Origin of the sequence: Priestia sp. FSL P4-0332 (genome assembly GCF_038005845.1) — a bacterium.
Lineage (GTDB): Bacteria > Bacillota > Bacilli > Bacillales > Bacillaceae_H > Priestia.
The window spans coordinates 4,067,046-4,090,504 of record NZ_JBBOUA010000001.1; the positions used below are offsets into that span (position 1 = coordinate 4,067,046).

The window sequence follows — 23,459 nt, forward strand, 5'->3', positions numbered from 1 at the left end:
CCTTTAGTTCCTCCTCTTAACATCATCTAGAATTTGCACAGCAACTTTCCGACTGACTTTTCCAGGCTGTGCAATAAATTTAGGTTGTTCTCCGACGTAAATAGTTAACGGATTATGAACGCTTGTTTGCAGTCGAATAACATCTCCTGCATCTAATGCTAGGAAATCTTCAATTGAAATATCCGCTGTTCCTAGCTCGGCTACAACCTGCAATTCCGCATCATTGATTTGTTCCTTTAGCTGTTCAACCTCTTGTACATTAGGTTCTTTTTTCGAAGATTGCATCCAGTAATGAACGGACAGTTTGGACACGATCGGCTCAAGCGTCACGTGCGGAATACATAGATTGATCATGCCCGTTTCATCTCCAATTTGTACGTTTAATGAAATGACGATGACAATTTCATTTGGTGAAATCACCTGCAAAAACTGAGGATTCACTTCAAACTCTGATGTTTCAGGCTCAATTTCCGCAATAGAACTCCAAGCTTCTCTCATACTATCTAACGTTTTCTCTAACAAGTTTCGAACCAAGCTCGTTTCAATTTCCGTTAAGTTACTAATTTTCCCACCGCTCTCTCCTTGTCCTCCGAGCAAGCGGTCAAGCATCGCATAGGCAATGTTTGGATTGACTTCCATAATGATATGCCCTTCTAAAGGAGGGACGGCTATCACATTTAAGATGGTTACTTTCGGAACAGAACGAATGAACTCCTCATACGGAATTTGATCCACTGATACAACGGACACTTGTACAATGTTACGAAGCTGCGCCGAAAAGACGTTGATGAGCATGCGCGCATAATTTTCATGAATTCGCGTCAAACTGCGAATCTGATCTTTTGAAAAACGCAGGGCGCGTTTAAAATCATATGTACGAATACGCTGTTTTTTATTTTCCTTTTTTAGCTCATCAGCATCCATCTCTCCGGTTGATAACGCGGATAATAGGGCGTCAATTTCATTTTGTGATAATACATCCCCTGCCACTAGCTTCCCTCCCTTTTTCTTTACTGCAACACTTTAGACGTTGTATAAATTTTAACAACATGTCCGTTTTCCATTAATTGATCAATTTGTTTTGCAATATCTGTTTCTAACGTGCTGAGTCCTTGCATTCCTTCAAAATCTTGGGCGCTCATATCTGAGAGCCTTTTGATAATAATGTCTCTTACTTGAAAATCTCTTTTTTGAAGCTCTGCCGCTGCTTTTTTACTATCCATTTGAATTTTAAATGAAATGCTGATGTAGTTATTGCTTTTTAAATTTGTTTTAATATCCGTTACATCTACAGAAGCTTTAATCACATCGTCGATAGATGGACCTTTTTCAGTACTTGCCTGCCCTGTATACTTTAGCGTCACGATAACAGCAATGCTTCCTATTAAAGTAAGAGAAAGCATGATAATAATCATCTTACTAATTAGCTTATTTTTAAACACACTTTATTCCTCCGTCGTTTGCTGCAGCCCTAATACGTTAATTCGCTGATAATAGGTCGTCACTTTCTCATTCACTTCTTCAACTGAATCCTTTACCACTAGCTTTTTGTTATTCGTTAGCGTAATGGTCGTATCGGGAAATGCCTCAACCTGCTCGATGTAGAGAGCATTTAACGTAAACGTTTTGCCGTTTAGCCTTGTTAAAGTGATCATAATCAATCGGAGTAATACTTACTCCTTCCTCCCGCCTATCGTTTCAGATTCACTAGCTCTTGCAGTATTTCATCGGATGTTGTAATAATTCTTGTGTTCGCTTGAAATCCGCGCTGTGCAACAATCATGTCCGTGAATTCCTCTGATAAATCAACGTTGGACATTTCAAGGGCGCTTGATACCAGAGTTCCTGTACCGCTAGCTCCTGGGTTTCCTACTAAAGGATTTCCTGAGTTTACGCTTTTAGCAAATAGATTTCCTCCTGCTTTTTCGAGGCCTTCGTTATTTGCAAATTTAGCAAGTTCAATTGTTGGTGTATTTGGAGTTATATTTCCATTAGCATCTATGATATTAACCTTTCCATCTGCTCCTATACTGTAGCTCTTACTTGTTGAAGGAATGTTAATATTTCCTCCTCCAGTTTTTTGTACGTACAGTCCATCACCCGTCACCAAATTACCGCTGCTATCTAAATAAAAATTCCCAGCTCTTGTGTAGTAGTCCGATTTCCCATCATTTACAACAAAATAGCCGTCTCCAGAAATAGCTAAATCAAGCGGACGCCCCGTTGACTGAATGCTTCCTGCCGTTTGAACTGTATCAATCGTGCCAATCTTTGAACCTAACCCGACTTGTTTAGCATTAACACCTCCACGGTTAGCTCCCGGTGCCGTTGCCCCTGCTACCTGCTGACTCACTAAATCTTGAAACGTTGTACGTCCTTTTTTATAGCCGTATGTATTAACGTTGGCAATGTTATTTCCTAGGACATCTAATTTGGTTTGAAAATTTTTCATGCCGCTGATTCCTGAATACATCGAACGTAACATAAAATCACTCCTTAAATTTGGTTGGTTAACTGCTTACTTCTAAGATCTCGTTTAGCGAAAGTACCGTATGATTTTCATCATTGATCCTAAACGATACCTCATTGTTTTTGACAGATGCTGTCGAAATGACTCCTTGCTTTTTATTTCCTTCTTCATCTAACCATGCAGCGGTTTTACCAATTAATTCGCTTCCTTTTAAAATAGGAGAAGCCTGAGACTGCGTTAAAAACGTATTGAGCGATGTGCTCATATTTGTCATTTGTTCAAGAGATGAAAACTGAGCCATTTGAGCAATAAAGTCTTTGTCTTGCATTGGATTCATTGGATCTTGATTTTGAAGCTGAGCAATCAAAAGCTTTAAAAAGTCATCTTTGCCAAGCGAGCTGTTTCCCGTTTGCTTCACTTGTGTCTCCCTATTGCTTAAATACAAGTCAGACGTAATTTCATTTGTCATTGTTATCACCTATACGTTGTAGTTAATGAGCGCTGCTTCAAAAGAAGATAGAAAGGAAGCCGATTCTTCCAATTGTTGTGAATCTTGATCTTCTTCTTCTTTTTTAAACGCTTCTTTTTCCTGTCTTTCTTTTTGCTGATCATTTTCATTGTTATACGACATCGCTTGTTCTGACAGTAGCACATCGATTTTATCAATTGATACATGCTGAGACGCGAGACCGTGCCGCAAAGTTGAAAGGTTGGAGTCCAATAACTCTTTTGTTTTTGCTGACGATACGACAATTCGTGCAACCGTTACACTGTCTTTCTGAAGCATTTCAATTGAAATCGCACCTAGCTGTTTTGGAAATAACTTAATGAAAAGCTTGGATGTTCCCTCTTCAGTACTGAACGAAGCTTTACTCCATATTTTTTCAAGCTCGTTTACCAAATTGCTAGACTGTTGATAGTCAGATTTTGCTTGCCCTAGATAAATAGAGAACTGCTGAAGCTTAGGCATTTCTCCAGTTCCAAAGGATGATGACTGATTCTCTACTGTCGCTCCGGTTGTGTTTGTACCTGCAGAACTTTCGCTATTTTTTAAAGAGCTATTTGTATCTATACTTTCGCTGTGTAATACCACATCTTTTTTCCATGGAAGCTGATTGAAAAACGGTACTTTTTCTTCTTTACGAAAAGCGTTCGTATTTCTCACAGAACTTTCTGAAGCGGTATGAACAGCGTCCACACCAACTTTATCAACATCAACGGATACATGCTGAGATGTGAGAGCTTGCCGTAATCTGAAAAGGTTGGCGTCTAACAGCTCTTTTGTTTTCGCTGACGATACAACTACTTGCGCAATCGTTTTATGATCTTGTTGAAGCACTTCAATTGAAATCGTACCTAGCTGCTTTGGAACTAACTTAATGGAAAGCTTGGATGCTCCCTCTTCAGTACTGATTGAAGCTTTACTCCATATATTTTCCAATTCGTTTACCAGATCTCTAGACTGTTGATACTCAGATGTTGCTTGCCTTAAATCAATAGAAAACTGCGGCACTTTTTCTTGTTTACCAAAAGCGTTCATATCTTTTACAGAAGTTTCTGGAGCTGCTTGAACAGCGGCCACATCGACTTGATCAACGGATACATGCTGAGAAGTCAGAACTTGCCGTAAAGTCGAAAGGTTAGCGTCTAATAGCTCTTTTGTTTTCGCTGACGATACAACCACTTGCGCAATCGTTTCATTTTCTTGCTGAAGCACTTCAATTGAAATCGTACCTAGCTGTTTTGGAAATAACGCAATGAAAAGCTTGGATCTTCCCTTTTCAGCACTGAGCGAAGCTTTACTCCATATTTTTTGCAGCTCATTTAAAAGATTGTCAGACTGTTGATGATCAGATTTCACTTGCCCTAGATCAATAGAAAACTCTTGGACCTTAGGTGCTTCTTTAGATTTAAAAGATGATGGAGTATTTTCTAACGTCGCCCCGGCCGTGTTAGCAGTGAAAGAAATTTCACTATCCTTTTTTGAACTATCCCTATCCATACTTTCGTTACGTAAAATCACATCTTTTTTCCATGGAAGCTGATTCAAAAGCGGCACTTTTTCCTCTTTATGAAAAGCGGTCATATCTCTTACAGAACTTTTTGGGGCTGCTTGAACAACGGCGAAGAAATCAGCTGAGCGCTTTTCATGTAAGGTATCGGTTAATACACGTGGTTGTTTATGAATTTTCTCTATTTTTTCAGCAGCAGTTTTCCGCAAACCCTCAAGCTGCGTATCCGAAAGCTTCACTGACTGCAGCTGCGGTTTTTGTAGTTCTTCCATCAGCTGAGCAAACTCTGTTTGAAAAACAGCTGACGTATTTTTACATAGTTCCAGCAAGGTAGAAATAGAAGTTAAATACTGTTCTTGACTGTCTGTTTCAGGTGAAACAGGTGCCCGCTGCATGTCTGTTAGCACGTGCTGCAGCTTTAGAAGCGGCTGTTCCAAATCTGGACTACTTGGAATCCTATTAATCATTTCGGTTAGATGTTCGTATAAGACAGCCGGTTCCATTTCTTTATCTTCTGCTTCACTTAACTGAATCGCAATTAACCCAACCGCCTGCAAGAGGTTTTGATCTACCGCTGTTTCATCTGATGATTTCTCCTCGGATGCTGAAGGCTGCGTATCTAACTGCTGAAGCTGCTGAACGATTTCTTCAAAAAAACCCTGAGTCTGACTAGCAGCTGCTTTTTCATCACAGTTTAACTTTGATGCAGCTGCTGGACGTAGTGAAATTTCCACTGTTTTCACCTCTGCTTTTATTCCTCAATCTGATCTGTTAACAATGTCGTATAGCGTGCAGCTACTTTTGGATCCATTTTTTCTAAGATTGCCGTTCTTGTACTCGCTTTGAACTGCTTAAGCATCGCGACCGCTTTGTCTTCTTTTAATTCGGCAAAGATAAGTGCTGCATTTTTAGGAGACATGTTTTCATAGGTAGCAATTACATCTTTTTTTGCCAGCTGATTGTTCTTTTGTTTTTCCGCTTCATCATCGGCTTTTTCTTCCATATCGCGCATTTCAATTTTTAGTTCATCCATTTGACGATCTTTTGTAGTGATCGTTTTCTCATAAGCTGCGATTTGCTTTTCTTTCGTGCTCAGCTTCTTTTGAAGGCTATCAACCTGCTTTTGTATTTCTTCATTGCTTTCTTGAATATTTTCATTTTTTTGCGACTGTTCACTTGATACAAACGGAATGGCGTGTGTAATACCTGAAACTTTATCATTTACATTAACGCCTAAAAGCGTCAGAACAATATAAGCCGCCAAGATGAGGAACACCGCTGGAATAAAGATTAAAAATAAAAACACTTGGCTTTTACTGTAAGACTTTTCTTCTTCGTACTCTTCTCTTAACTCTTTTTGATTAGCCATGTTGTCCACCTAATTCCTATGCAGCATATACTGCTGTAGCGACAGCTCATCCATTTGCTTCGCTTCTAACTGTTTTTCCGCGGTTATATAAGAATCGTAGTCTCTCTTTTTTAACTTTTCATACTTCTTTACTTCTATGTTCTTTTCTTCTAGCTTCAGTTTTTTTAAGTTCATTTGCTGTCTTGCAAACATGACCTCTTGTTGCAGCCTCTCAATCACTCGTTCGGCACTTGTTAAAAACTGCTGAAATGACGTAATTTCTAAAATAGAAAGCCCTTGCTTCATTTTGCCCGTATGCTGTTCAATCAGCGTTTCTTTTTCTTTTAACTTTTTATAAAGCTTTTCACCCGCTGTTTCAAACTGCTGTAAGGATTGATTATATTGAGATAGCAGTTCATCTTTTTCATTTGACTTGATTGCCATTATTTTAGATAACCTAAATTCATATGCCATATTTACTCACCTTTCACAAACAGTTCACAGAGCTTTGTTACACTTGTTTCAAATGATGGATGTTCGTTCGTTTTTTGCTTTAAAAATGCATCAATGACAGGGTGATAGTGGATGGCCTCATCAATGTAAGCAGAAGATCCTCTTTTGTAGGCACCTATGTTAATTAAGTCTTCAGAATTAGCATAGGTAGCCATTAATGAACGCAGTTTTTCAGCTGCTTCTTTATGCCGTTCACTTACGATATGGTTCATCACCCGGCTAACGCTTTTTAAGACATTGATGGCCGGATATTGACCTTTATTGGCCAGCTCCCGGTCTAGTACAATATGTCCGTCTATAATGCCTCGCACCGTATCCGAAATAGGTTCGTTCATATCATCACCGTCTACTAATACAGTGTAAAAAGCAGTAATAGATCCATGTTGATTAGTTCCCGTACGTTCAAGCAGCCTTGGCAAGCTAGCAAAAACAGATGGTGTATAACCTTTGGTAGTTGGAGGTTCACCTACGGCTAATCCAATTTCTCTCTGAGCCATTGCTACACGAGTAACAGAATCCATCATCATCATGACGCTCAGCCCCTCATCTCGAAAGTATTCAGCAATAGAAGTAGCTGTATATGCTGCTTTCATTCGAAGTAGAGCAGGCTGATCCGAGGTAGCAACTACTACAACGGAGCGCTTTAACCCTTCCTCTCCAAGATCTCGCTCAATAAACTCTCTAACTTCTCTTCCTCGCTCGCCTACAAGGGCAATGACATTGATATCTGCTTTTGTATTGCGTGCAATCATCCCGAGCAGCGTACTTTTTCCAACACCGCTTCCTGCAAAAATACCTATGCGCTGCCCTTGACCTACTGTTAGCAAACTATCAATCGTTCGTACCCCTACTTCAATCGGCTGTTCAATAGGCGGCCGCTCTAAGGGATTAGGGGGGTCTTGATCAGTTAAAACAAACGGCAAATAATGAGAAAGTTCAGACCCGTCTAAAGGGTTCCCTAACGAATCAAGCACTTGACCTATTAACTCTTTTCCCACGCTTACCTGCAGAGGTTTTTCTGTCGTTTCCACTAGGCAGCCAGGTCCGATATATCGAACAGACGTATAAGGCATTAAAATGACGTGCTCACCGTTAAAACCAACAACTTCCGCACGAATTTTATCTCCTCGTTCACTAAGATGAATAAAGCAAACATCTCCTATTGACGTTCTAGGTCCTCTAGATTCAATCATCATTCCTACTACTCGGCTAACTTTCCCGTACCGTTTAAAAGAAGATGTGCGCGGGATTTCATGAATGAGTTGTGCGACTTTCATGTTTACTCTCCTCTAACAAACGTTCTTTTAATTTTTTCTTCATTTCTGTTAACTGACTATCAAAAGAAGCAACAAGACGGCCATAAGAGGAATCGATGACACAATCCATTTCCTGAAGATTTTCATCTGCATAAATAAATAGCCCGGTTTCTCCGTTTAATAAATCGAACAGTTCTCGTTTATGTTCACATACATATGCATATTTTTTCGGAGAAACAAAAAGCTGGATTTCTTTATGTTCTCTAACTTCTTTTAAAGACCTTGCAACAAGTGATAAAAATGATTCATCTCTTTGAAGCTGCTCATTTAAAATCGTTTCAGCGAGGGCGAAACCTAATTCAAAGATGACTTCTTCAGATTGATTTATATATTCGTAGTACTGATTCTTTGTTTCTTCAACAATGTTTCGCGACATGGCTAATACATGCTCATACTCTTGTTTTCCCTGAAGCAGCCCTTCTTCGTATCCTTCTTCATAGCCTCGCTTTTGTTCTTGTTGAAACAGCAGCACCTTCTCTTCTTCCCACTGCTTTTTCAAACGTTCAACTTCGTTTTGAGCTTGTTTGCGGTAAGCGTCTGCCTCGGCCTTTACTATTTCAGCTTCACTGTGCGCTTGTTCAATAACGTGCTGTGCATTTTCTTGCTGAAGATGTTCTTCTGCGGGCTCATCTTGTATCGGAAAACCAAATGGAATGACTTGAATGTGCTTAGCATTTTCGTCTGAAAGTTTGTTCGTATAAGTTGATTTAATGATATTAGACAATAATATCGTCTCCTCCACCTCGAGCTAGTACAATTTCACCAGCATCTTCTAAACGTCTAATTGCAGCAACGATACGTGACTGAGCTTCCTCTACATCTTTCAAACGCACAGGACCCATAAATTCCATTTCTTCTTTAAACGTTTCCACCATACGGCTAGACATATTTTTAAAAATAATAGATTTCACTTCTTCACTTGCTACTTTTAAGCTCAACAATAAATCATCATTTTCTACATCGCGTATCACACGCTGAATAGAACGGTTATCGAGCGTTACGATATCCTCAAATACAAACATTCGCTGTTTGATTTCTTCTGCTAATGCCGGATCTTGAATTTCAAGCGTATCAATAATAATTTTTTCAGTCGCTCGGTCTACTCCATTTAATACTTCAACTACCGCTTCTAAACCACCTGTTTGGGTGTAGTCTTGGGTAACAGTAGCAGAAAGCTTTCTCTCTAAAATTTTCTCCACTTCATTAATAACTTCCGGAGACGTACTTCCCATCGTTGCAATCCGTCTTGCAATATCCGCTTGCCTTTCCTGAGGCAGTGATGATAAGATTTGTCCTGCCTGCGGCGGCTCTAAGTAAGATAAAATAAGGGCAATCGTCTGAGGGTGCTCATGCTGAATAAAATTTAACAGCTGCATAGGATCAGCTTTTCTGGCAAAGTCAAACGGACGAACTTGCAAAGAAGAAGTTAATCGATTGATAATCATCATAGCCTGCTCTGGTCCAAGTGCTTTTTCTAACACCTGTTTCGCATAGCTTACTCCTCCTTTTTCAAGATAGTTTTGAGCCAGCGTTATTTGTTCAAACTCATGAAGCACAGCTTCTTTTAGAGACGGCTCTATTTTTCTCACTGAAGAAATTTCAAGCGTTAGTTGCTCAATTTCATCTTCACTAAGATGTTTATAGATAGAAGCTGATACATCCGGACCGAGACAAATCAACAAAATTGCTGCTTTTTGCTTTCCAGTTAACTCATTTTTTTGCATAGCCTTTACCATTAGCCTTCCTCCTAATCCTCACTAATCCATGTTCGCAGCAGTTTTGCAAACTCTTCCGGGTCTTGCTTCGCTAACGTTTCAAGATTGCTTTTTGTTTGCTGTTCGGCACTTAAAACAGGGGCTTTTTGTGCCGCTTCATATGCTTCAAAAGTTTCATCATACTCTTCATCATATTCCTCTTCATCTAAGTCTTGACGCCTTTTCCTAATCAACAGCACAATAAGAACAACAATAATAAGCAGCAGTGCTCCTCCGATTATATACATCCACACTGGAATTGAACTTGCTGTGTTGTCAGCTGTTTCTTGTCCATTAAACGGCTGAACGGAAACGGTAATCTTATCGCTGACCGCGTTATCCGAGAGAGCTTTCGTATTTGCATCTTTTGAAATAGAAGTACGGACAATTGTACCTAACATTTTTTGAACGTCTGACTCAAGCGTATCGGAAACTTGTGATTTCCCTTTTGCATTGGACGGATCTATCATTACTTGAATGCCAAGATCTTGAATTTTGTATGGACTTTCGACGATTTCTTTATGAATTCGATTCACTTCATAATTAATTCGTTCTTCTTTTTTTTCGTAGTCTCCGTCTCCACTTGTTGTACTGGATGAGTAATTTGTTGTATCTTCTTCTCCTGTTCCAGCAACGCCTCCATCTTGAGCATTTTTACCAGAAAATGTTTCATTAATTTTTTCAGCGCTAACGGCAATTCCTTGCATATTATCTTTATCAACAGGCTCTACTAGCTTTTCTTCGCGATTTTCCTGTGTAAAATCAAGATCTGCTGTAACAGAGACCATTACTTTATCTTGACCGACCAGTCTTCCTAGCATTTGCTGTACTTGACGCTGAATATCTCGCTCAACTTCTTTTTTCGCTTCGTTCTGCGAAGCAAATGAGCTAGAAGCTGAATTCGTTTCGTTACCTTTTAAATCAAAGTACTCAAAATATTGGTTCATGATGACGATATTATCTGTAGGAAGGTTTGGCACACTTTTGGATACTAAATGATAAAGAGATTTAATTTGCTGATCATCAAATTTATAACCAGCCTTTGTATTAAGCACAATCGATGCTGATGCTTCTCCCTGCTTTTCATTCGCCCAGACGCTTTCATTGGGAAGGGTAATCATCACTTTTGCATCGTTGACTCCTTGAATGTTTTTCATTAAGTTAGCCAATTCAGTTTGCATCGCATCGAGTTTTAACACATCAAATTCATTATCTGTCATACCAAAGCTCGCATTTTTCCCAAAAAACGAATAGTCGATACTTCCGCTATCAGGAATTCCTTGTGCAGCTAAATCAACTTTTAGCGAGTCAACGCTTTGTTCAGGCACCGAAATGGTTGTTCCGTTATCAGAGATTTCTGAAGGAACGCTTCTAGCATCAAGCTCCGCTTTGATTTGTCCTGTTTCTTGAGCCGATAGATTGCTATAAAGAGGGACAAATTTATCCTGGTTTAAAAAAACAGATGCTAAACTAATGACTAGAATAGCCGCAAGAGGAGCAGCGATAAGGGCTATTTTCTGTCCTTTTTTGCGGTTATTCCAAAAGACTTTCATCTTATCTCGATAAAGAGCTATTCTTTCATTCATGGTATTCCTCCGGTTATTACTATTTTCATTTTCTTTAATAACCGCTCAATTACATTTGCATTCTCATCATTTCCTGATAGGCTTCAACAGCTTTATTGCGTATTTCAAGAGCCGTTTGCATCGTAATACTTGCTTTTTGAGCAGTAATCATCACATCTTGGATTTCGACGTTTTCTCCTTTAGCAAGCTTTTCAGTCGCTATATCCGAAGCGCGTTGAGTATTGTTTAACTCATTGATTGAGTCTTTTAAAAACGTTGAAAACTGTTGAGTTGTTTGTCCAGTGCTAGTAGAAGCTGCTGTTTTTGCTATTGCTATTTGATTGCTGATACCATTAATCATTTTATCGCTCCTTTATTTCCCAATTTCTAACGCCTTTGTTAATATACTTTTGTTTGTATTAAAGACCGTCACGTTTGCTTCATAAGATCGAGTAGCACTAATTAAATCCGTCATTTCCTTTAAAGGATCTACATTCGGCATCTGTACGTACCCTTGGTCATTCGCATCTGGATGCGTCGGGTTATATACTAAATTAAAAGGAGTATTATCTTCTACGATATCTGTGACTTTTACACCATTGTTTTGATTTTTATTAATTTCGGAGTGTAAGAGGGACGAAAAAGAAGGCGAACGATCAGACTGTATGACAACCATTTTTCTTTTGTAAGGCTGCCACTCACCATTAACGTACGTCCCTCTTGTCGTTTCAGCATTCGCCATATTAGATGAAACAACGTCCATCCTTAAACGATTGGCAGTTAAAGCTGAAGATGTAATATTCATATTTTGAAAAATAGTCAAACTTATTTACCTCCTCTAATGACTGTTTGAAGAGAATTAAATTTTCCATTTAAACGATCTACTAGCGCCTCATAGTAAATTTGATTTTCAGCCATATCCGCCATCTCTTTATCCATATCCACATTGTTTCCATTTGCTTGATAGGAAGTGTTTCCTTGCTGGGTAATCACTCGCTGGGATGAATCGGAAAATGGGATATGTTTTGAATCAGTCTGATATGCTTCTAACTCGTTATGTAATAAATCTCGGAATTCACTCGTACGCGATACTGTTTTCGATTTATAATTTGGAGTATCAACGTTTGCGATATTTTGTGCAATCGTCTGCTGCTTTTGTGACGCGTAGCTAATTCCATTTTCAATTGTTTGAAAAGTAGTTGAAAACAAACTCAATTCTTACACCTGCTTATCTATTCTATTTTCCTCAAAAATGAGACAAATTTCGACTTTAGTACCATAGAACTTATTGTAAGAAAAACTTCATGCAATGTCTATCCTTTTTTAAGAACTTTTGGACTATAAACCAAAATTTTCATTCGTTTTCCAAGCATATTTTAACATCAATGCTATACTTTAGCTCTATTTTTTAAATCCAAAATCAAAATATATACCATAAGTCCTGAACAATATGTAATAAAAGTAACGATTTGTAATCAACTAGTATCTTTTTACTATTTAAAGATTCTATAATATAATTTTTAGATTTTTATATGAAGTTTGTTATAGATTTGTAAAAATAGTGAACGAATCGTCTTAACTCACAGCGAGCCTTTTTGTACTGAGAGCACACAAAAAAAGCACACGGGCTTTGCCCGTGTGCTTTTTGGTTCATAAACTTAGTTAGATTTTAATTTTTCAAGCTCTACTAAGAATTTGTTGTTAAGAACTTTAATGTAAGTTCCTTTCATTCCTAAAGAACGTGATTCGATAACGCCAGCACTTTCTAATTTACGTAGCGCATTTACGATTACTGAACGTGTAATTCCAACGCGGTCAGCAATTTTACTTGCTACTAATAGTCCTTCATTTCCATTTAACTCTTCAAAGATGTGCTCAATAGCTTCTAACTCACTGTATGATAATGAGCTAATTGCCATTTGTACAACAGCTTTGCTACGTGCTTCTTCTTCAATTTCTTCTGCTTTTTCACGAAGAATTTCCATACCTACTACCGTTGCACCGTATTCAGCAAGGATTAAGTCATCGTCTTCGAACTGACGGTCTAAACGAGATAGTACAAGCGTACCTAGACGCTCTCCGCCTCCGATAATTGGAACGATTGTTGTTAGTCCTGCATCAAATAAGTCTTTATTTTCAACTGGGAAAGCTGTATATTGACTTTCAATGTTTAAGTTAGAAGATGTTTCTTGAATGTTAAATAAGCTTTGAGTATATTCTTCTGGGAACTGGCGTGCTTCTAACATATCTTTCATGCGCGCATTCTCAATTTGCTGTTTAACAGCGATTCCTAATAATTTACCGCGACGGCTTACTACGAATACGTTTGATTCGATCACTTCGCAAAGTGTTTCAGCCATTTCTTTAAAGTTTACTGGTTTACCAGCTGCTTTTTGTAGCATTGCATTAATCTTTCTAGTTTTCCCTAATAAATCCATTAGTACTCTTCCTCCTGCGATTTCAGTTCTATAAAATAAATTGACTCAAATCTTTGTTTTTAGCGATTTTTTCTAATTTTTCTTCCACGTACTGCGGAGTAATCACAATTTTCTCTAATGTTACTTCTGGTGCTTCAAACGATAAATCCTCTAGCAAACGTTCTAAAATCGTATGAAGCCTTCTTGCACCAATATTGTCTGTATCTTGATTCACCTGATATGCAATTTCTGCAATCTTACGTATAGCATCGTCAGAAAATTCAATTTGTATACCTTCAGTTTCCAATAATGCCGCATATTGCTTTAATAACGCATTATCTGGCTCTACTAAAATGTTTATAAAATCTTCAACGGTTAGCTTCGTTAATTCAACGCGAATTGGGAATCGACCCTGCAATTCTGGAATTAAATCCGACGGTTTTGATACATGGAAAGCACCGGCTGCTACAAATAAAACATGATCAGTTTTGACTGCGCCATATTTTGTAACAATCGTTGACCCTTCTACAATTGGTAAAATATCTCGCTGCACGCCTTCACGTGAAACGTCAGCGGAAGATGAATTAGCACTTTTTTGAGCAATTTTATCAATTTCGTCAATGAAAATAATTCCGTATTGTTCTGCACGATTCACAGCTTCTTGCGTCACTTCATCCATATCAATCAATTTTTGCGCTTCTTCATTTGTTAATACTTTTCGTGCATCTTTAACAGTAAGTTTGCGCTTTTTTTGTTTTTTAGGCATAAAATTACTTAAGGCATCCTGCATGTTCATGCCCATTTGTTCCATACCCGAACCTTGTAACATATCAAACATAGAAGGCTGTTGCTCTTCTACTTCAATTGTGACATAATGATTTTCAAGCTCTCCTAAAGCAAGCTGATGAGCAATCTGCTTGCGCTTCGTTGCAATATTCGTTTCCTCATCTTGATCAGGATCCGCATCGCTTGACTGTGTACCGTTTGAAAAAATCATTTCAAACGGATTTTTAAACGATTGCTGCTTCTTTTTGCTTGGAACAAGAAGCTCTACTATCCGCTTGTTTGCATTTTCTTCAGCGCGATCACGCACGCCGTTCATTTTTTCTTCTTTCACAAGTCGAACTGACGTTTCCACTAAATCACGAACCATTGATTCTACATCGCGTCCTACATATCCAACTTCCGTAAATTTTGTTGCCTCAACCTTAATAAAAGGTGCACCGACAAGCTTAGCTAAGCGGCGTGCAATCTCGGTTTTACCCACACCTGTAGGACCAATCATTAAAATGTTTTTCGGCACAACTTCATCACGTAAAGATTCGTCTAGCAGACCGCGTCGATAGCGATTTCGCAGCGCAACAGCGACCGCTTTCTTTGCCTTCGTTTGACCAATAATATACTGATCGAGCTTTTCTACAATTTGTCGAGGTGTTAAATGAGAATTCATAAAAAAATCCCCTTTCCTACAGTTCTTCTACAATAATATGATCATTTGTATAAACACATATCTCACTTGCTACATCTAAAGCTGCTTTTGCAATTTCTTTAGCTGTTAAATGTTCGCCTGCATGTTGTTTTAATGCACGTCCCGCTGATAAAGCATAATTTCCGCCTGATCCAATTGCTAAAATGCCGTCGTCCGGTTCAATAACTTCACCCGTTCCTGATACTAATAGTAAGTTATCTTTGTTCATAACAATAAGCATTGCTTCTAACTTTCGCAATACTTTGTCACTTCTCCATTGTTTAGCAAGCTCAACGGCTGCACGCTGAAGATTTCCGTTATACTCTTCAAGCTTCGTTTCAAATAATTCAAAAAGAGTGAATGCATCAGCTACTGAACCTGCAAAGCCGGCAAGAACTTGCCCTTGAAATAGACGTCTTACTTTTCGAGCAGTATGTTTCATAACAACAGCATTTCCGAACGTTACTTGTCCGTCCCCAGACATGGCACATTGACCGTTATGCTGAACCGCAAAAATCGTAGTAGCATGGAAAGTAGACAAATTAACTCCTCCTTTTATGCGCGAGGATGGTGATTCATATAAACTGCCTTTAAACGATCCTTCGTCACATGTGTGTATATTTGAGTGGTTGATAAATGTTCATGACCTAGCATTTCTTGAACTGTACGTAAATCTGCCCCTTCATTTAACATATGAGTCGCAAAAGTATGCCGCAAAACGTGTGGACTAATATGTATATTCTCAGCGGTCTTCTTTACTAACTGATCAATGACTAAGCGTATGCCTCGGTCTGTCAACGGTGTCCCCTTATAATTTAAAAAGAGCGAATGAGTATCAGAAGGAGCCTTTTTTAAAAGAAGCTTTCTTCCATTATCTATATATACTCTAAGAGCGCCCTTGGCATAACAGCCAAATGGCACGTACCGTTGTTTTTTCCCTTTGCCATATACGAGCAAAGTTTGAAGTGAAAAATCTATATCGCTAAGCTTAATAGATGCACATTCACTCACTCGTATTCCGGTGGCATACAGCAATTCTAATAGAGACTGATTACGCTGCCCTAACGGAGTTGTTAAGTCATTCATTTGAAATAATTTCACAATCTCCTCTTCATACAGAAAGCGAGGATTTCGCTCTTCCTTTTTAGGAAGGGTAACAAGCGCAAATGGATTATCTTCTACTAATTCTTCTCTATTTAAGTAACGATAAAACGTTCTCAAACAAGAAATTTTGCGTGACATCGATCTTTTTGAATACTGCTTTTCATATAGGCGTGTTAAAAACAGCCTTGCATCAGCATATGTAACACTTTGTAGGTTTTGTATTTGCTCTTCCTGCATAAAAGACATGAAGATACCTATGTCTTTTTCATAGCAGTCAACTGTATATTTTGAATAGTTTTTCTCAATTTGTAAATATTCTAGAAAGGAATTTAATACATCTTTAACAAATTCCAATGTTATCACCTCACAAGGGCTACTAAATATTATCACAATTAAGTAGCCCTTGCAAACAATTTTGATTATTTTGTTGTAAAATTCTGAATAGTTTCCAATGCTCTTTTAGCAAGCGTTTCATTTCGTTCTTGTTTGTTTTTGATTCGCACTTCCAATTCTTTGAATAAGCCAAAGTTGGCATTCATCGGCTGGAAGTTTTTAGCGCTTGTATGTGTGATATAGTGAGCCATACTGCCAATCGCCGTTTCCTGCGGCAATACAACCAATTCTTCACCAAGTACAAGTCGAGCTGCGTTCATTCCGGCCATTAGTCCGCTCGCCGCTGATTCTACATATCCTTCTACTCCCGTCATTTGTCCAGCAAAGAATAAGTCATCACGCTCACGATATTGATACGTCGGCTTTAACAATTTAGGAGAATTAATAAACGTATTTCTATGCATAACTCCGTAGCGTACTACTTCTGCATTTTCCAAACCTGGAATTAAGCTTAATACTTCTTTTTGTGCTCCCCATTTTAAATGTGTTTGAAAACCTACGATATTATATAGTGTACCTGCTGCATCATCTTGACGAAGCTGAACAACTGCATAAGGTCGCTTTCCTGTTTTCGGATCTTCTAACCCAACTGGTTTCATTGGTCCAAAGAGCATTGTTTTTTCTCCGCGTGAAGCCATTACTTCAATTGGCATACATCCCTCAAAATAAATTTCTTTCTCAAATTCTTTTAAAGGAACCGTCTCTGCATTGATTAATGCTTCATGAAAACGTTGGAATTCTTCTTTTGTCATCGGACAGTTTAAATAGGCAGCTTCCCCTTTGTCATAGCGAGATTTAAGATATACTTTATCCATATCAATGCTGTCTTTTTCAATAATAGGTGCAGCCGCATCGTAAAAATATAAATAATCTTCACTTGTTAACGCACGCAGCTTTTCTGATAAATCTTTTGACGTTAACGGACCTGTTGCAATAACAGTTGGTCCTTGTGGAATTTCCGTAATCTCTTCATTAACAACCGTTACGTTTGGATGGTTTTTAACGCTTTCCGTCACACGAGCGGCAAATTCGTGACGGTCAACAGCCAGTGCTCCACCTGCTGGAACCGCACACTCGTCTGCTGAACGAATAATTACAGAGTCTAATAATCGCATTTCTTCTTTTAACACACCCACTGCATTTGTTAATGTATTCGCACGCAGTGAATTACTACATACTAATTCAGCAAATTTGTCCGTATGATGAGCAGGTGTTTGCTTTACTGGTCTCATCTCATAAAGACGGACTTTCAAACCGCGCTTTGCGATTTGCCAAGCCGCTTCACTTCCAGCAAGACCTGCTCCGATAACATTAATTACTTGTTCATTCATTGTAAATCCTCCAACTTCATTTCTATCTTTTCTATCATTTTACTTATTCATTCACTTGTCTTTTCCTTTTTTAACGGGACAAAGAAAATGCGACATTACTCAATGTCGCTAATAACGTTTCCATTTTAGCACATGAAGCAATGTCGCCGCATCTTATATAACTGCTATTTTTAAATTTAAAGTGTGGGAATTCATCCCATTCTCTTTTACTGCTGAGCTTCCTCTTTATAATCACAACTTGTACAGACGACTTGAGTTCCTTTTTTCTGTTTCTTCTCCACAAGCAGATTTTCACATTTCGGACATTTTCTTGCAATCGGCTTATCCCAAGATACGAAGTCACAGCCCGGGAATCGATCACAGCCATAAAATGTACGCTTTTTCTTCGATTTTCGCTCAACGATATTTCCTTCTTCACATTTCGGACACTTTACACCAATCTCTTTTACAATTGGCTTTGTGTTGCGGCAGTCAGGAAAATTAGAGCATGCCATAAATTTTCCGTAGCGTCCCATTTTGTATACCATAGGTGAACCGCATTCTTCACAATCTTCTCCGGCAGGTTCATCTTTAATCTCCACTTCGCGCATTTCTTTTTCAGCATGTTCTAAGCGTTTTTCAAAATCACTGTAAAATTCGTCAATAACACGCACCCATTGAACATTACCATCTTCCACTTCATCCAAATCGTTTTCCATTTTAGCTGTAAACTCTACATCTAAAATTTCCGGGAAAAACTCCAATACAAGCTCTAGTACAATTTCTCCAAGTTCTGTTGGAACAAAACGCTTGTTATCGAGCGCTACGTACCCGCGCTTTTGAATCGTGTCAAGTGTTGGAGCATATGTAGACGGTCGGCCAATGCCTAGCTCTTCTAATGTCTTGACTAAACGAGCTTCAGTATATCTTGGCGGCGGCTGTGTGAAGTGCTGCTTTTCATCGATGTCCTTAGAATAAGCTACTTCTCCTTCTTCTAAGTCTGGAAGAAGATTTTCTTTTTCCTCCACTTGATCATCATTGCCTTCAACATACACTTTCATAAAGCCTGGAAATTTAACTTTCGAGCCGTTTGCTCTAAATGTTACGTCTCCATTTTTCAAATCTACAGCCATTGTATCCATAATTGCAGGTGCCATTTGACTAGCAACGAAGCGCTCCCATACTAGCTTATACAGTCGATACTGATCACGCGATAAGAACTCTTTTACCTCTCCTGGTTTACGAAGAGCTGAAGTTGGACGAATCGCTTCGTGGGCATCTTGCGCGTTCGAATTTTTCTTTTCTTTACGCTTTTCCGTTGCCACAAACTGATTTCCGTATGCGTTCGTAATGTAATCTCTAGCTTCTGTTTGAGCTGTTTCTGAAATACGAGTAGAATCGGTACGCATATACGTGATAAGACCTACTGTACCTTCTTTTCCTAAATCAATTCCTTCATATAATTGCTGCGCAATCATCATTGTTTTTTTCGCTCGGAAGTTCAGTTTCCGCGCTGCCTCTTGCTGTAATGAAGACGTGGTAAAAGAAGGAGCCGCATTACGCTTTCGCTCACGTTTTGTTACTTTAGAAATTGAAAATTCATTTCCATCTAATTGTTTAACAATGTTGGTTACATCATTTTCATTCGATAGCTCTACTTTTTTCCCTTGATATTCGATTAACTGGCCTTCAAATTGGTCGTTCCCTTTTTGAAAAGTTGCTTTTACCGTCCAGTATTCTTCTGGGATAAACTTTGCAATTTCTTTTTCACGATCAATAATTAACCGCACTGCAATTGATTGAACCCTTCCGGCACTTAATCCTTTTTTCACTTTTTTCCACAGCAATGGACTGATGTTGTAGCCAACCAGCCTGTCAAGAATACGGCGTGCTTGTTGAGCATCTACTAAATCCATATTAATTGCTCGGGGATGTTTAAAAGATTCTTTAATCGCTTCTTTTGTAATCTCGTTAAATACTACGCGACAGTCCGATGCAATGTCTACATCCAAACTGTGCGCCAAGTGCCATGCAATCGCTTCTCCTTCACGGTCTGGATCGGCTGCTAGGTAAATCTTTTTTGCTTTTTTAGCCGCTGTTTTTAGTTCTTTTAAAACCGGGCCTTTCCCGCGAATTGTAATATATTTCGGATTGTAATCCTGTTCAATATCAATTCCCATTTGACTTTTAGGTAAATCGCGAACATGTCCCATCGATGCTTTTACTTTATATTTCTTTCCTAAATAACGTTCAATTGTTTTAGCCTTTGCAGGCGATTCTACAATTACTAGGTAGTCAGACATCTATTTGTTCCTCCTCAAGAGGTAGAATAAAATCTTCATTATTATTAAATATTTGGTTCTTGTTTGTCAAATGTCCAAAAGATAAGTCATACGATTTTACTACGTATCTCACTAGTATTTCATACCATGCAAGAATATGACTACTTTGAAACATTCATCTTATATACATCATTTCATCTGTAATATCAGCAGCGCTTTGCACAAGTTTTGCCCCTAATTGGATTAACTTATTCGTTCCACATGATGTTTCTTCAAAAATAGAACCCGGTATGGCAAATACTTCTCTTCCTTGCTGAAGCGCCTGGTCAGCGGTAATAAAAGATCCACTTCTTTCTTTTGCTTGCACCACCAACGTGCCTCCTGTTAATCCGCTAATGATTCTGTTTCTGCGAGGGAAAAACCATTTCGTCGGCTTCATAAACGGGGCATATTCAGAAAGCAGCAAATGATGCTGCGCAATTTCTCTTGCTAAATTTTGGTTTCCTCTTGGGTAAATATTATAAAACCCTCCGCCTAAAACTGCAATCGTTTTAGCTTTTTCAGCGATAGCCAGTTCATGAGCAGCCTGGTCAATCCCTAGAGCTAGTCCACTTACAACGACAAATTCTTCATGCAGCATCGGCTTAACAATATGAGTCAGAGCTGCAGTTCCATATGAAGTGGGATTCCTTGTTCCTACAACGCTTAAGCTTTCTGGAGCGTGTAGAAGAGAAACCTTTCCTCTTGCAAATAATACCCAAGGCGGATCATAAATATGGCGCAAAAGTTCAGGATATTCATTATCTAGGATGGTGACACATTGAATATTCTCAGCGTCATATTTATCTAGGATATCTCGTATTGGAATAGTTTGCAAATCTTTTTTTATTTGATTAGCACGTTCAATCGAGAGAGTCAATAGTTTTTGAAGCTGTGATGGAGAGTACTCGTAGAGATTTTGTAATGAAGAATTCTGTTGAAGTAGCGTAAAAATTTGTTTCCAATTAACAGATGGACAATGTGCTAAATGAATTAATTTTTCCCGTAAATCAGACATTCTACAATCTCCTTTTTAAATGGACAAAATAGCCCCCGGTCAAAGGAGGCTATATGTCTTCTATTAATGAGTCTTACACTGCTCGTAAATGCCTTGTTCTTTTAACACTTTAATAAGTGTTTCTCCCATAACAGATGGTGTTTCAGCTACTTGGATACCGCACTCATTCATTGTTTTAATTTTTTCAGACGCTGTCCCTTTACCACCTGAAATAATAGCACCAGCATGGCCCATACGTTTTCCCGGAGGTGCTGTTTGACCGCCAATGAAGCCGACCACAGGTTTTGTCATATTTGCTTTTACCCATTCTGCCGCTTCTTCTTCTGCCGTACCGCCGATTTCACCAATCATAATTACTGCATACGTATCTTCATCTTCATTAAACGCTTTTAATACATCGATAAAGTTCGTGCCGTTCACTGGGTCACCGCCGATACCAACAGCTGTTGATTGGCCAATGCCAGCTTCAGAAAGTTGATGAACAGCTTCATATGTTAATGTACCAGAACGTGAAACTACACCTACATGACCTTTTTTGTGAATGTACCCTGGCATAATTCCAATTTTACATTCTTCCGGTGTAATAACACCTGGGCAGTTAGGTCCCACAAGGCGCGTACGTTTTCCTTCCATATAACGCTTTACTTTTACCATATCTAATACTGGAATACCTTCCGTAATACAAATAACTAAATCTAAATCTGCGTCAACTGCTTCAATAATGGAGTCAGCTGCGAATGCTGGCGGAACATATACAACAGAAGCCGTTGCGCCTGTTTTTTCTTTTGCCTCGGCAACCGTATTAAATACCGGAACACCTTCTACTTCTAAGCCGCCTTTACCTGGCGTTACGCCACCAACAATTTTCGTTCCATATTCTAACATTTGCTGTGTATGAAAAAGGCCAACTCCGCCTGTAATTCCTTGTACAATTACTTTTGTATCTTGATTAATAAATACGCTCATTCCTATCCCCCAGCCTTTCTATTTCACTAGTGAAACGATTTTTTGTGCGCCGTCTGCCATAGATTCAGCAGCTGTGATATTTAAGCCTGATTTTTGTAAAATTTCTTTTCCAAGTTCAACGTTTGTTCCTTCTAAGCGAACAACTAATGGAAGGCTTAATCCAACTTGTTTCGTTGCTTCAACAACACCTGTTGCAATAACATCACATTTCATAATCCCGCCGAAAATATTAACGAAAATACCTTTTACATTTTGGTCAGATAAAATAATTTTGAATGCTTCTGTTACTTTTTCAGCAGTTGCGCCGCCCCCAACATCCAGGAAGTTAGCAGGGTCGCCTCCGTAATGCTTAATAATATCCATCGTTGCCATTGCTAAACCTGCACCGTTTACCATACAACCGATATTACCGTCTAGTGAAATGTAGCTTAAGTCATATTTAGATGCTTCAATTTCTTTAGCATCTTCCTCTTCAAGGTCACGATATTCAAGAATATCTTTTTGACGATACAGCGCATTTGAATCAAAGTTTAACTTCGCATCCAATGCCATAACGTCTCCGTCACCTGTTACAACTAGAGGATTAATCTCTGCAATTGAGCAGTCTTTTTCAACAAATACTGTATATAAACCTGTCATGAACTTAACTGCTTTTCCAACTAATTCTTTTGGAATATTAATATTAAATGCAAGTCTGCGAGCTTGGAATGCTTGTAAACCAATCGCAGGATCTACATATTCTTTAAAGATTTTTTCAGGCGTTTTTTCCGCCACTTCTTCAATTTCAGTTCCACCTTCTTCAGAACCCATCAATACAACTTGAGACGTTGCACGATCAAGAACTAAACCGATGTAGTATTCTTTCTTAATATCGCATCCCTCTTCAACTAACAAGCGCTTAACTTCTTTTCCTTCAGGGCCTGTTTGGTGTGTTACGAGGGTCTTTCCTAAAATATCTTGTGCATATGTACGAACTTCATCTAAGTTTTTTGCTACTTTGACACCGCCCGCTTTACCGCGTCCACCAGCATGGATTTGTGCTTTCACCACTGATACTTGTGAACCTAATTCCTTTGCTGCTTCAACTGCTTCTTCAACAGTAAAAGCTACTCGACCGTTTGGTACTGCAACCCCATATTTTCTGAGTAGTTCTTTTCCTTGATACTCATGGATATTCATTTCCCATCCTCCTAACATAATCAACCACAAAACTATACTGCACGAAATAGACTGCGCTTTCATTGTATAAAAATAATTGTCTAATTGTCTACTATTCTAGTGAAAAATATTGAAATAATAAGAAAATTGATATTTTTATGGAGATAGTACTTAACTATACCTTATGAAGTCGATGAGGCTTTGCGGACGTTAAACGTATAGTTGATCATGTAAATCAACCTTCATAACTAAAGCGAACTGAGAGGAAAATAATTTACGAACTTCACCCTCTACAATATCTCCACTTAAATAGGCTATATTCTTTT

24 protein-coding genes are annotated in these 23,459 nt (G+C 38.6%); all 24 read right to left on the minus strand.

Annotated features, from left to right (window positions below):
* Window positions 1-3 precede the first annotated feature (3 nt).
* Window positions 4-990, minus strand: a complete 987-nt coding sequence (gene fliM / locus MKY06_RS21340) for a flagellar motor switch protein FliM (protein ID WP_029711210.1) — start codon at window positions 988-990, stop codon at window positions 4-6.
* 20 nt (window positions 991-1,010) lie between these two features.
* Window positions 1,011-1,442, minus strand: a complete 432-nt coding sequence (gene fliL / locus MKY06_RS21345) for a flagellar basal body-associated protein FliL (protein WP_025601680.1) — start codon at window positions 1,440-1,442, stop codon at window positions 1,011-1,013.
* Between the two features lie 3 nt (window positions 1,443-1,445).
* The gene (locus tag MKY06_RS21350; RefSeq protein WP_025601682.1) at window positions 1,446-1,655 is read right to left on the minus strand and encodes a flagellar FlbD family protein; all 210 of its coding nucleotides are present in this window, start codon (window positions 1,653-1,655) and stop codon (window positions 1,446-1,448) included.
* Window positions 1,656-1,690: 35 nt separating this feature from the next.
* On the minus strand, window positions 1,691-2,485 hold the full coding sequence (gene flgG, locus MKY06_RS21355) for a flagellar basal body rod protein FlgG (RefSeq protein WP_013058870.1): 795 nt from the start codon (window positions 2,483-2,485) through the stop codon (window positions 1,691-1,693).
* Window positions 2,486-2,510: 25 nt separating this feature from the next.
* On the minus strand, window positions 2,511-2,939 hold the full coding sequence (gene flgD / locus MKY06_RS21360) for a flagellar hook assembly protein FlgD (RefSeq protein ID WP_025601684.1): 429 nt from the start codon (window positions 2,937-2,939) through the stop codon (window positions 2,511-2,513).
* Between the two features lie 9 nt (window positions 2,940-2,948).
* Window positions 2,949-5,216, minus strand: coding sequence for a flagellar hook-length control protein FliK (locus tag MKY06_RS21365; RefSeq protein WP_289918764.1), 2,268 nt, complete (start codon window positions 5,214-5,216; stop codon window positions 2,949-2,951).
* 17 nt (window positions 5,217-5,233) lie between these two features.
* Window positions 5,234-5,851 carry a MotE family protein gene (locus MKY06_RS21370; RefSeq protein WP_029320584.1) on the minus strand — a complete coding sequence of 206 codons (618 nt, stop codon included), beginning with the start codon at window positions 5,849-5,851 and terminating at the stop codon, window positions 5,234-5,236.
* A gap of 9 nt (window positions 5,852-5,860) precedes the next feature.
* On the minus strand, window positions 5,861-6,304 hold the full coding sequence (fliJ, locus tag MKY06_RS21375; RefSeq protein ID WP_013058874.1) for a flagellar export protein FliJ: 444 nt from the start codon (window positions 6,302-6,304) through the stop codon (window positions 5,861-5,863).
* A gap of 2 nt (window positions 6,305-6,306) precedes the next feature.
* A complete protein-coding gene (fliI, locus tag MKY06_RS21380; protein WP_013058875.1) occupies window positions 6,307-7,620 on the minus strand; it encodes a flagellar protein export ATPase FliI in 1,314 nt (437 codons plus the stop codon).
* The gene (gene fliH, locus MKY06_RS21385; RefSeq protein WP_025601671.1) at window positions 7,595-8,383 is read right to left on the minus strand and encodes a flagellar assembly protein FliH; all 789 of its coding nucleotides are present in this window, start codon (window positions 8,381-8,383) and stop codon (window positions 7,595-7,597) included. The genes fliI and fliH overlap by 26 nt, the downstream gene beginning before the upstream one ends.
* On the minus strand, window positions 8,376-9,395 hold the full coding sequence (gene fliG, locus MKY06_RS21390) for a flagellar motor switch protein FliG (protein WP_340961261.1): 1,020 nt from the start codon (window positions 9,393-9,395) through the stop codon (window positions 8,376-8,378). Before fliG ends, fliH begins: the two co-directional genes overlap by 8 nt.
* Before the next feature lie 11 nt (window positions 9,396-9,406).
* On the minus strand, window positions 9,407-10,999 hold the full coding sequence (fliF, locus tag MKY06_RS21395) for a flagellar basal-body MS-ring/collar protein FliF (RefSeq protein ID WP_098279081.1): 1,593 nt from the start codon (window positions 10,997-10,999) through the stop codon (window positions 9,407-9,409).
* 49 nt (window positions 11,000-11,048) lie between these two features.
* On the minus strand, window positions 11,049-11,339 hold the full coding sequence (gene fliE, locus MKY06_RS21400) for a flagellar hook-basal body complex protein FliE (RefSeq protein WP_013058879.1): 291 nt from the start codon (window positions 11,337-11,339) through the stop codon (window positions 11,049-11,051).
* Between the two features lie 12 nt (window positions 11,340-11,351).
* Window positions 11,352-11,801, minus strand: coding sequence for a flagellar basal body rod protein FlgC (gene flgC / locus MKY06_RS21405; protein ID WP_098279080.1), 450 nt, complete (start codon window positions 11,799-11,801; stop codon window positions 11,352-11,354).
* Between the two features lie 2 nt (window positions 11,802-11,803).
* Window positions 11,804-12,193 carry a flagellar basal body rod protein FlgB gene (gene flgB, locus MKY06_RS21410; protein WP_028411435.1) on the minus strand — a complete coding sequence of 130 codons (390 nt, stop codon included), beginning with the start codon at window positions 12,191-12,193 and terminating at the stop codon, window positions 11,804-11,806.
* A gap of 443 nt (window positions 12,194-12,636) precedes the next feature.
* A complete protein-coding gene (codY, locus tag MKY06_RS21415; RefSeq protein ID WP_013058882.1) occupies window positions 12,637-13,416 on the minus strand; it encodes a GTP-sensing pleiotropic transcriptional regulator CodY in 780 nt (259 codons plus the stop codon).
* A 28-nt stretch (window positions 13,417-13,444) separates the two neighbouring features.
* Window positions 13,445-14,845 (minus strand): HslU--HslV peptidase ATPase subunit, encoded by a 1,401-nt coding sequence (hslU, locus tag MKY06_RS21420; RefSeq protein ID WP_013058883.1) that lies wholly within the window; start codon window positions 14,843-14,845, stop codon window positions 13,445-13,447.
* Between the two features lie 16 nt (window positions 14,846-14,861).
* The gene (gene hslV, locus MKY06_RS21425; protein WP_013058884.1) at window positions 14,862-15,404 is read right to left on the minus strand and encodes an ATP-dependent protease subunit HslV; all 543 of its coding nucleotides are present in this window, start codon (window positions 15,402-15,404) and stop codon (window positions 14,862-14,864) included.
* Window positions 15,405-15,418: 14 nt separating this feature from the next.
* Window positions 15,419-16,321, minus strand: coding sequence for a tyrosine recombinase XerC (gene xerC, locus MKY06_RS21430; RefSeq protein WP_013058885.1), 903 nt, complete (start codon window positions 16,319-16,321; stop codon window positions 15,419-15,421).
* 65 nt (window positions 16,322-16,386) lie between these two features.
* Window positions 16,387-17,691 (minus strand): FADH(2)-oxidizing methylenetetrahydrofolate--tRNA-(uracil(54)-C(5))-methyltransferase TrmFO, encoded by a 1,305-nt coding sequence (gene trmFO / locus MKY06_RS21435; RefSeq protein ID WP_013058886.1) that lies wholly within the window; start codon window positions 17,689-17,691, stop codon window positions 16,387-16,389.
* A gap of 206 nt (window positions 17,692-17,897) precedes the next feature.
* On the minus strand, window positions 17,898-19,973 hold the full coding sequence (gene topA / locus MKY06_RS21440; protein WP_013058887.1) for a type I DNA topoisomerase: 2,076 nt from the start codon (window positions 19,971-19,973) through the stop codon (window positions 17,898-17,900).
* Window positions 19,974-20,127: 154 nt separating this feature from the next.
* The gene (gene dprA, locus MKY06_RS21445; protein ID WP_013058888.1) at window positions 20,128-21,009 is read right to left on the minus strand and encodes a DNA-processing protein DprA; all 882 of its coding nucleotides are present in this window, start codon (window positions 21,007-21,009) and stop codon (window positions 20,128-20,130) included.
* Between the two features lie 63 nt (window positions 21,010-21,072).
* Window positions 21,073-21,975: a succinate--CoA ligase subunit alpha gene (gene sucD / locus MKY06_RS21450; RefSeq protein WP_013058889.1), complete on the minus strand. Its 903-nt coding sequence runs from the start codon at window positions 21,973-21,975 to the stop codon at window positions 21,073-21,075.
* A gap of 18 nt (window positions 21,976-21,993) precedes the next feature.
* Window positions 21,994-23,154: an ADP-forming succinate--CoA ligase subunit beta gene (sucC, locus tag MKY06_RS21455; protein ID WP_013058890.1), complete on the minus strand. Its 1,161-nt coding sequence runs from the start codon at window positions 23,152-23,154 to the stop codon at window positions 21,994-21,996.
* Window positions 23,155-23,459: the final 305 nt, after the last annotated feature.

What these genes read in the sequence shown, in the direction of transcription:
- sucC (WP_013058890.1), bottom strand. Translation starts at nt 23,154, where the DNA reads ATGAATATCCATGAGTATCAAGGAAAAGAACTACTCAGAAAATATGGG.
- trmFO (WP_013058886.1), bottom strand. Translation starts at nt 17,691, where the DNA reads ATGAATGAACAAGTAATTAATGTTATCGGAGCAGGTCTTGCTGGAAGT.
- topA (WP_013058887.1), bottom strand. Translation starts at nt 19,973, where the DNA reads ATGTCTGACTACCTAGTAATTGTAGAATCGCCTGCAAAGGCTAAAACA.
- hslU (WP_013058883.1), bottom strand. Translation starts at nt 14,845, where the DNA reads ATGAATTCTCATTTAACACCTCGACAAATTGTAGAAAAGCTCGATCAG.
- fliF (WP_098279081.1), bottom strand. Translation starts at nt 10,999, where the DNA reads ATGAATGAAAGAATAGCTCTTTATCGAGATAAGATGAAAGTCTTTTGG.
- sucD (WP_013058889.1), bottom strand. Translation starts at nt 21,975, where the DNA reads ATGAGCGTATTTATTAATCAAGATACAAAAGTAATTGTACAAGGAATT.
- flgG (WP_013058870.1), bottom strand. Translation starts at nt 2,485, where the DNA reads ATGTTACGTTCGATGTATTCAGGAATCAGCGGCATGAAAAATTTTCAA.
- codY (WP_013058882.1), bottom strand. Translation starts at nt 13,416, where the DNA reads ATGGATTTATTAGGGAAAACTAGAAAGATTAATGCAATGCTACAAAAA.
- fliJ (WP_013058874.1), bottom strand. Translation starts at nt 6,304, where the DNA reads ATGGCATATGAATTTAGGTTATCTAAAATAATGGCAATCAAGTCAAAT.
- MKY06_RS21350 (WP_025601682.1), bottom strand. Translation starts at nt 1,655, where the DNA reads ATGATCACTTTAACAAGGCTAAACGGCAAAACGTTTACGTTAAATGCT.
- dprA (WP_013058888.1), bottom strand. Translation starts at nt 21,009, where the DNA reads ATGTCTGATTTACGGGAAAAATTAATTCATTTAGCACATTGTCCATCT.
- fliE (WP_013058879.1), bottom strand. Translation starts at nt 11,339, where the DNA reads ATGATTAATGGTATCAGCAATCAAATAGCAATAGCAAAAACAGCAGCT.
- MKY06_RS21370 (WP_029320584.1), bottom strand. Translation starts at nt 5,851, where the DNA reads ATGGCTAATCAAAAAGAGTTAAGAGAAGAGTACGAAGAAGAAAAGTCT.
- fliG (WP_340961261.1), bottom strand. Translation starts at nt 9,395, where the DNA reads ATGGTAAAGGCTATGCAAAAAAATGAGTTAACTGGAAAGCAAAAAGCA.
- flgD (WP_025601684.1), bottom strand. Translation starts at nt 2,939, where the DNA reads ATGACAAATGAAATTACGTCTGACTTGTATTTAAGCAATAGGGAGACA.
- fliI (WP_013058875.1), bottom strand. Translation starts at nt 7,620, where the DNA reads ATGAAAGTCGCACAACTCATTCATGAAATCCCGCGCACATCTTCTTTT.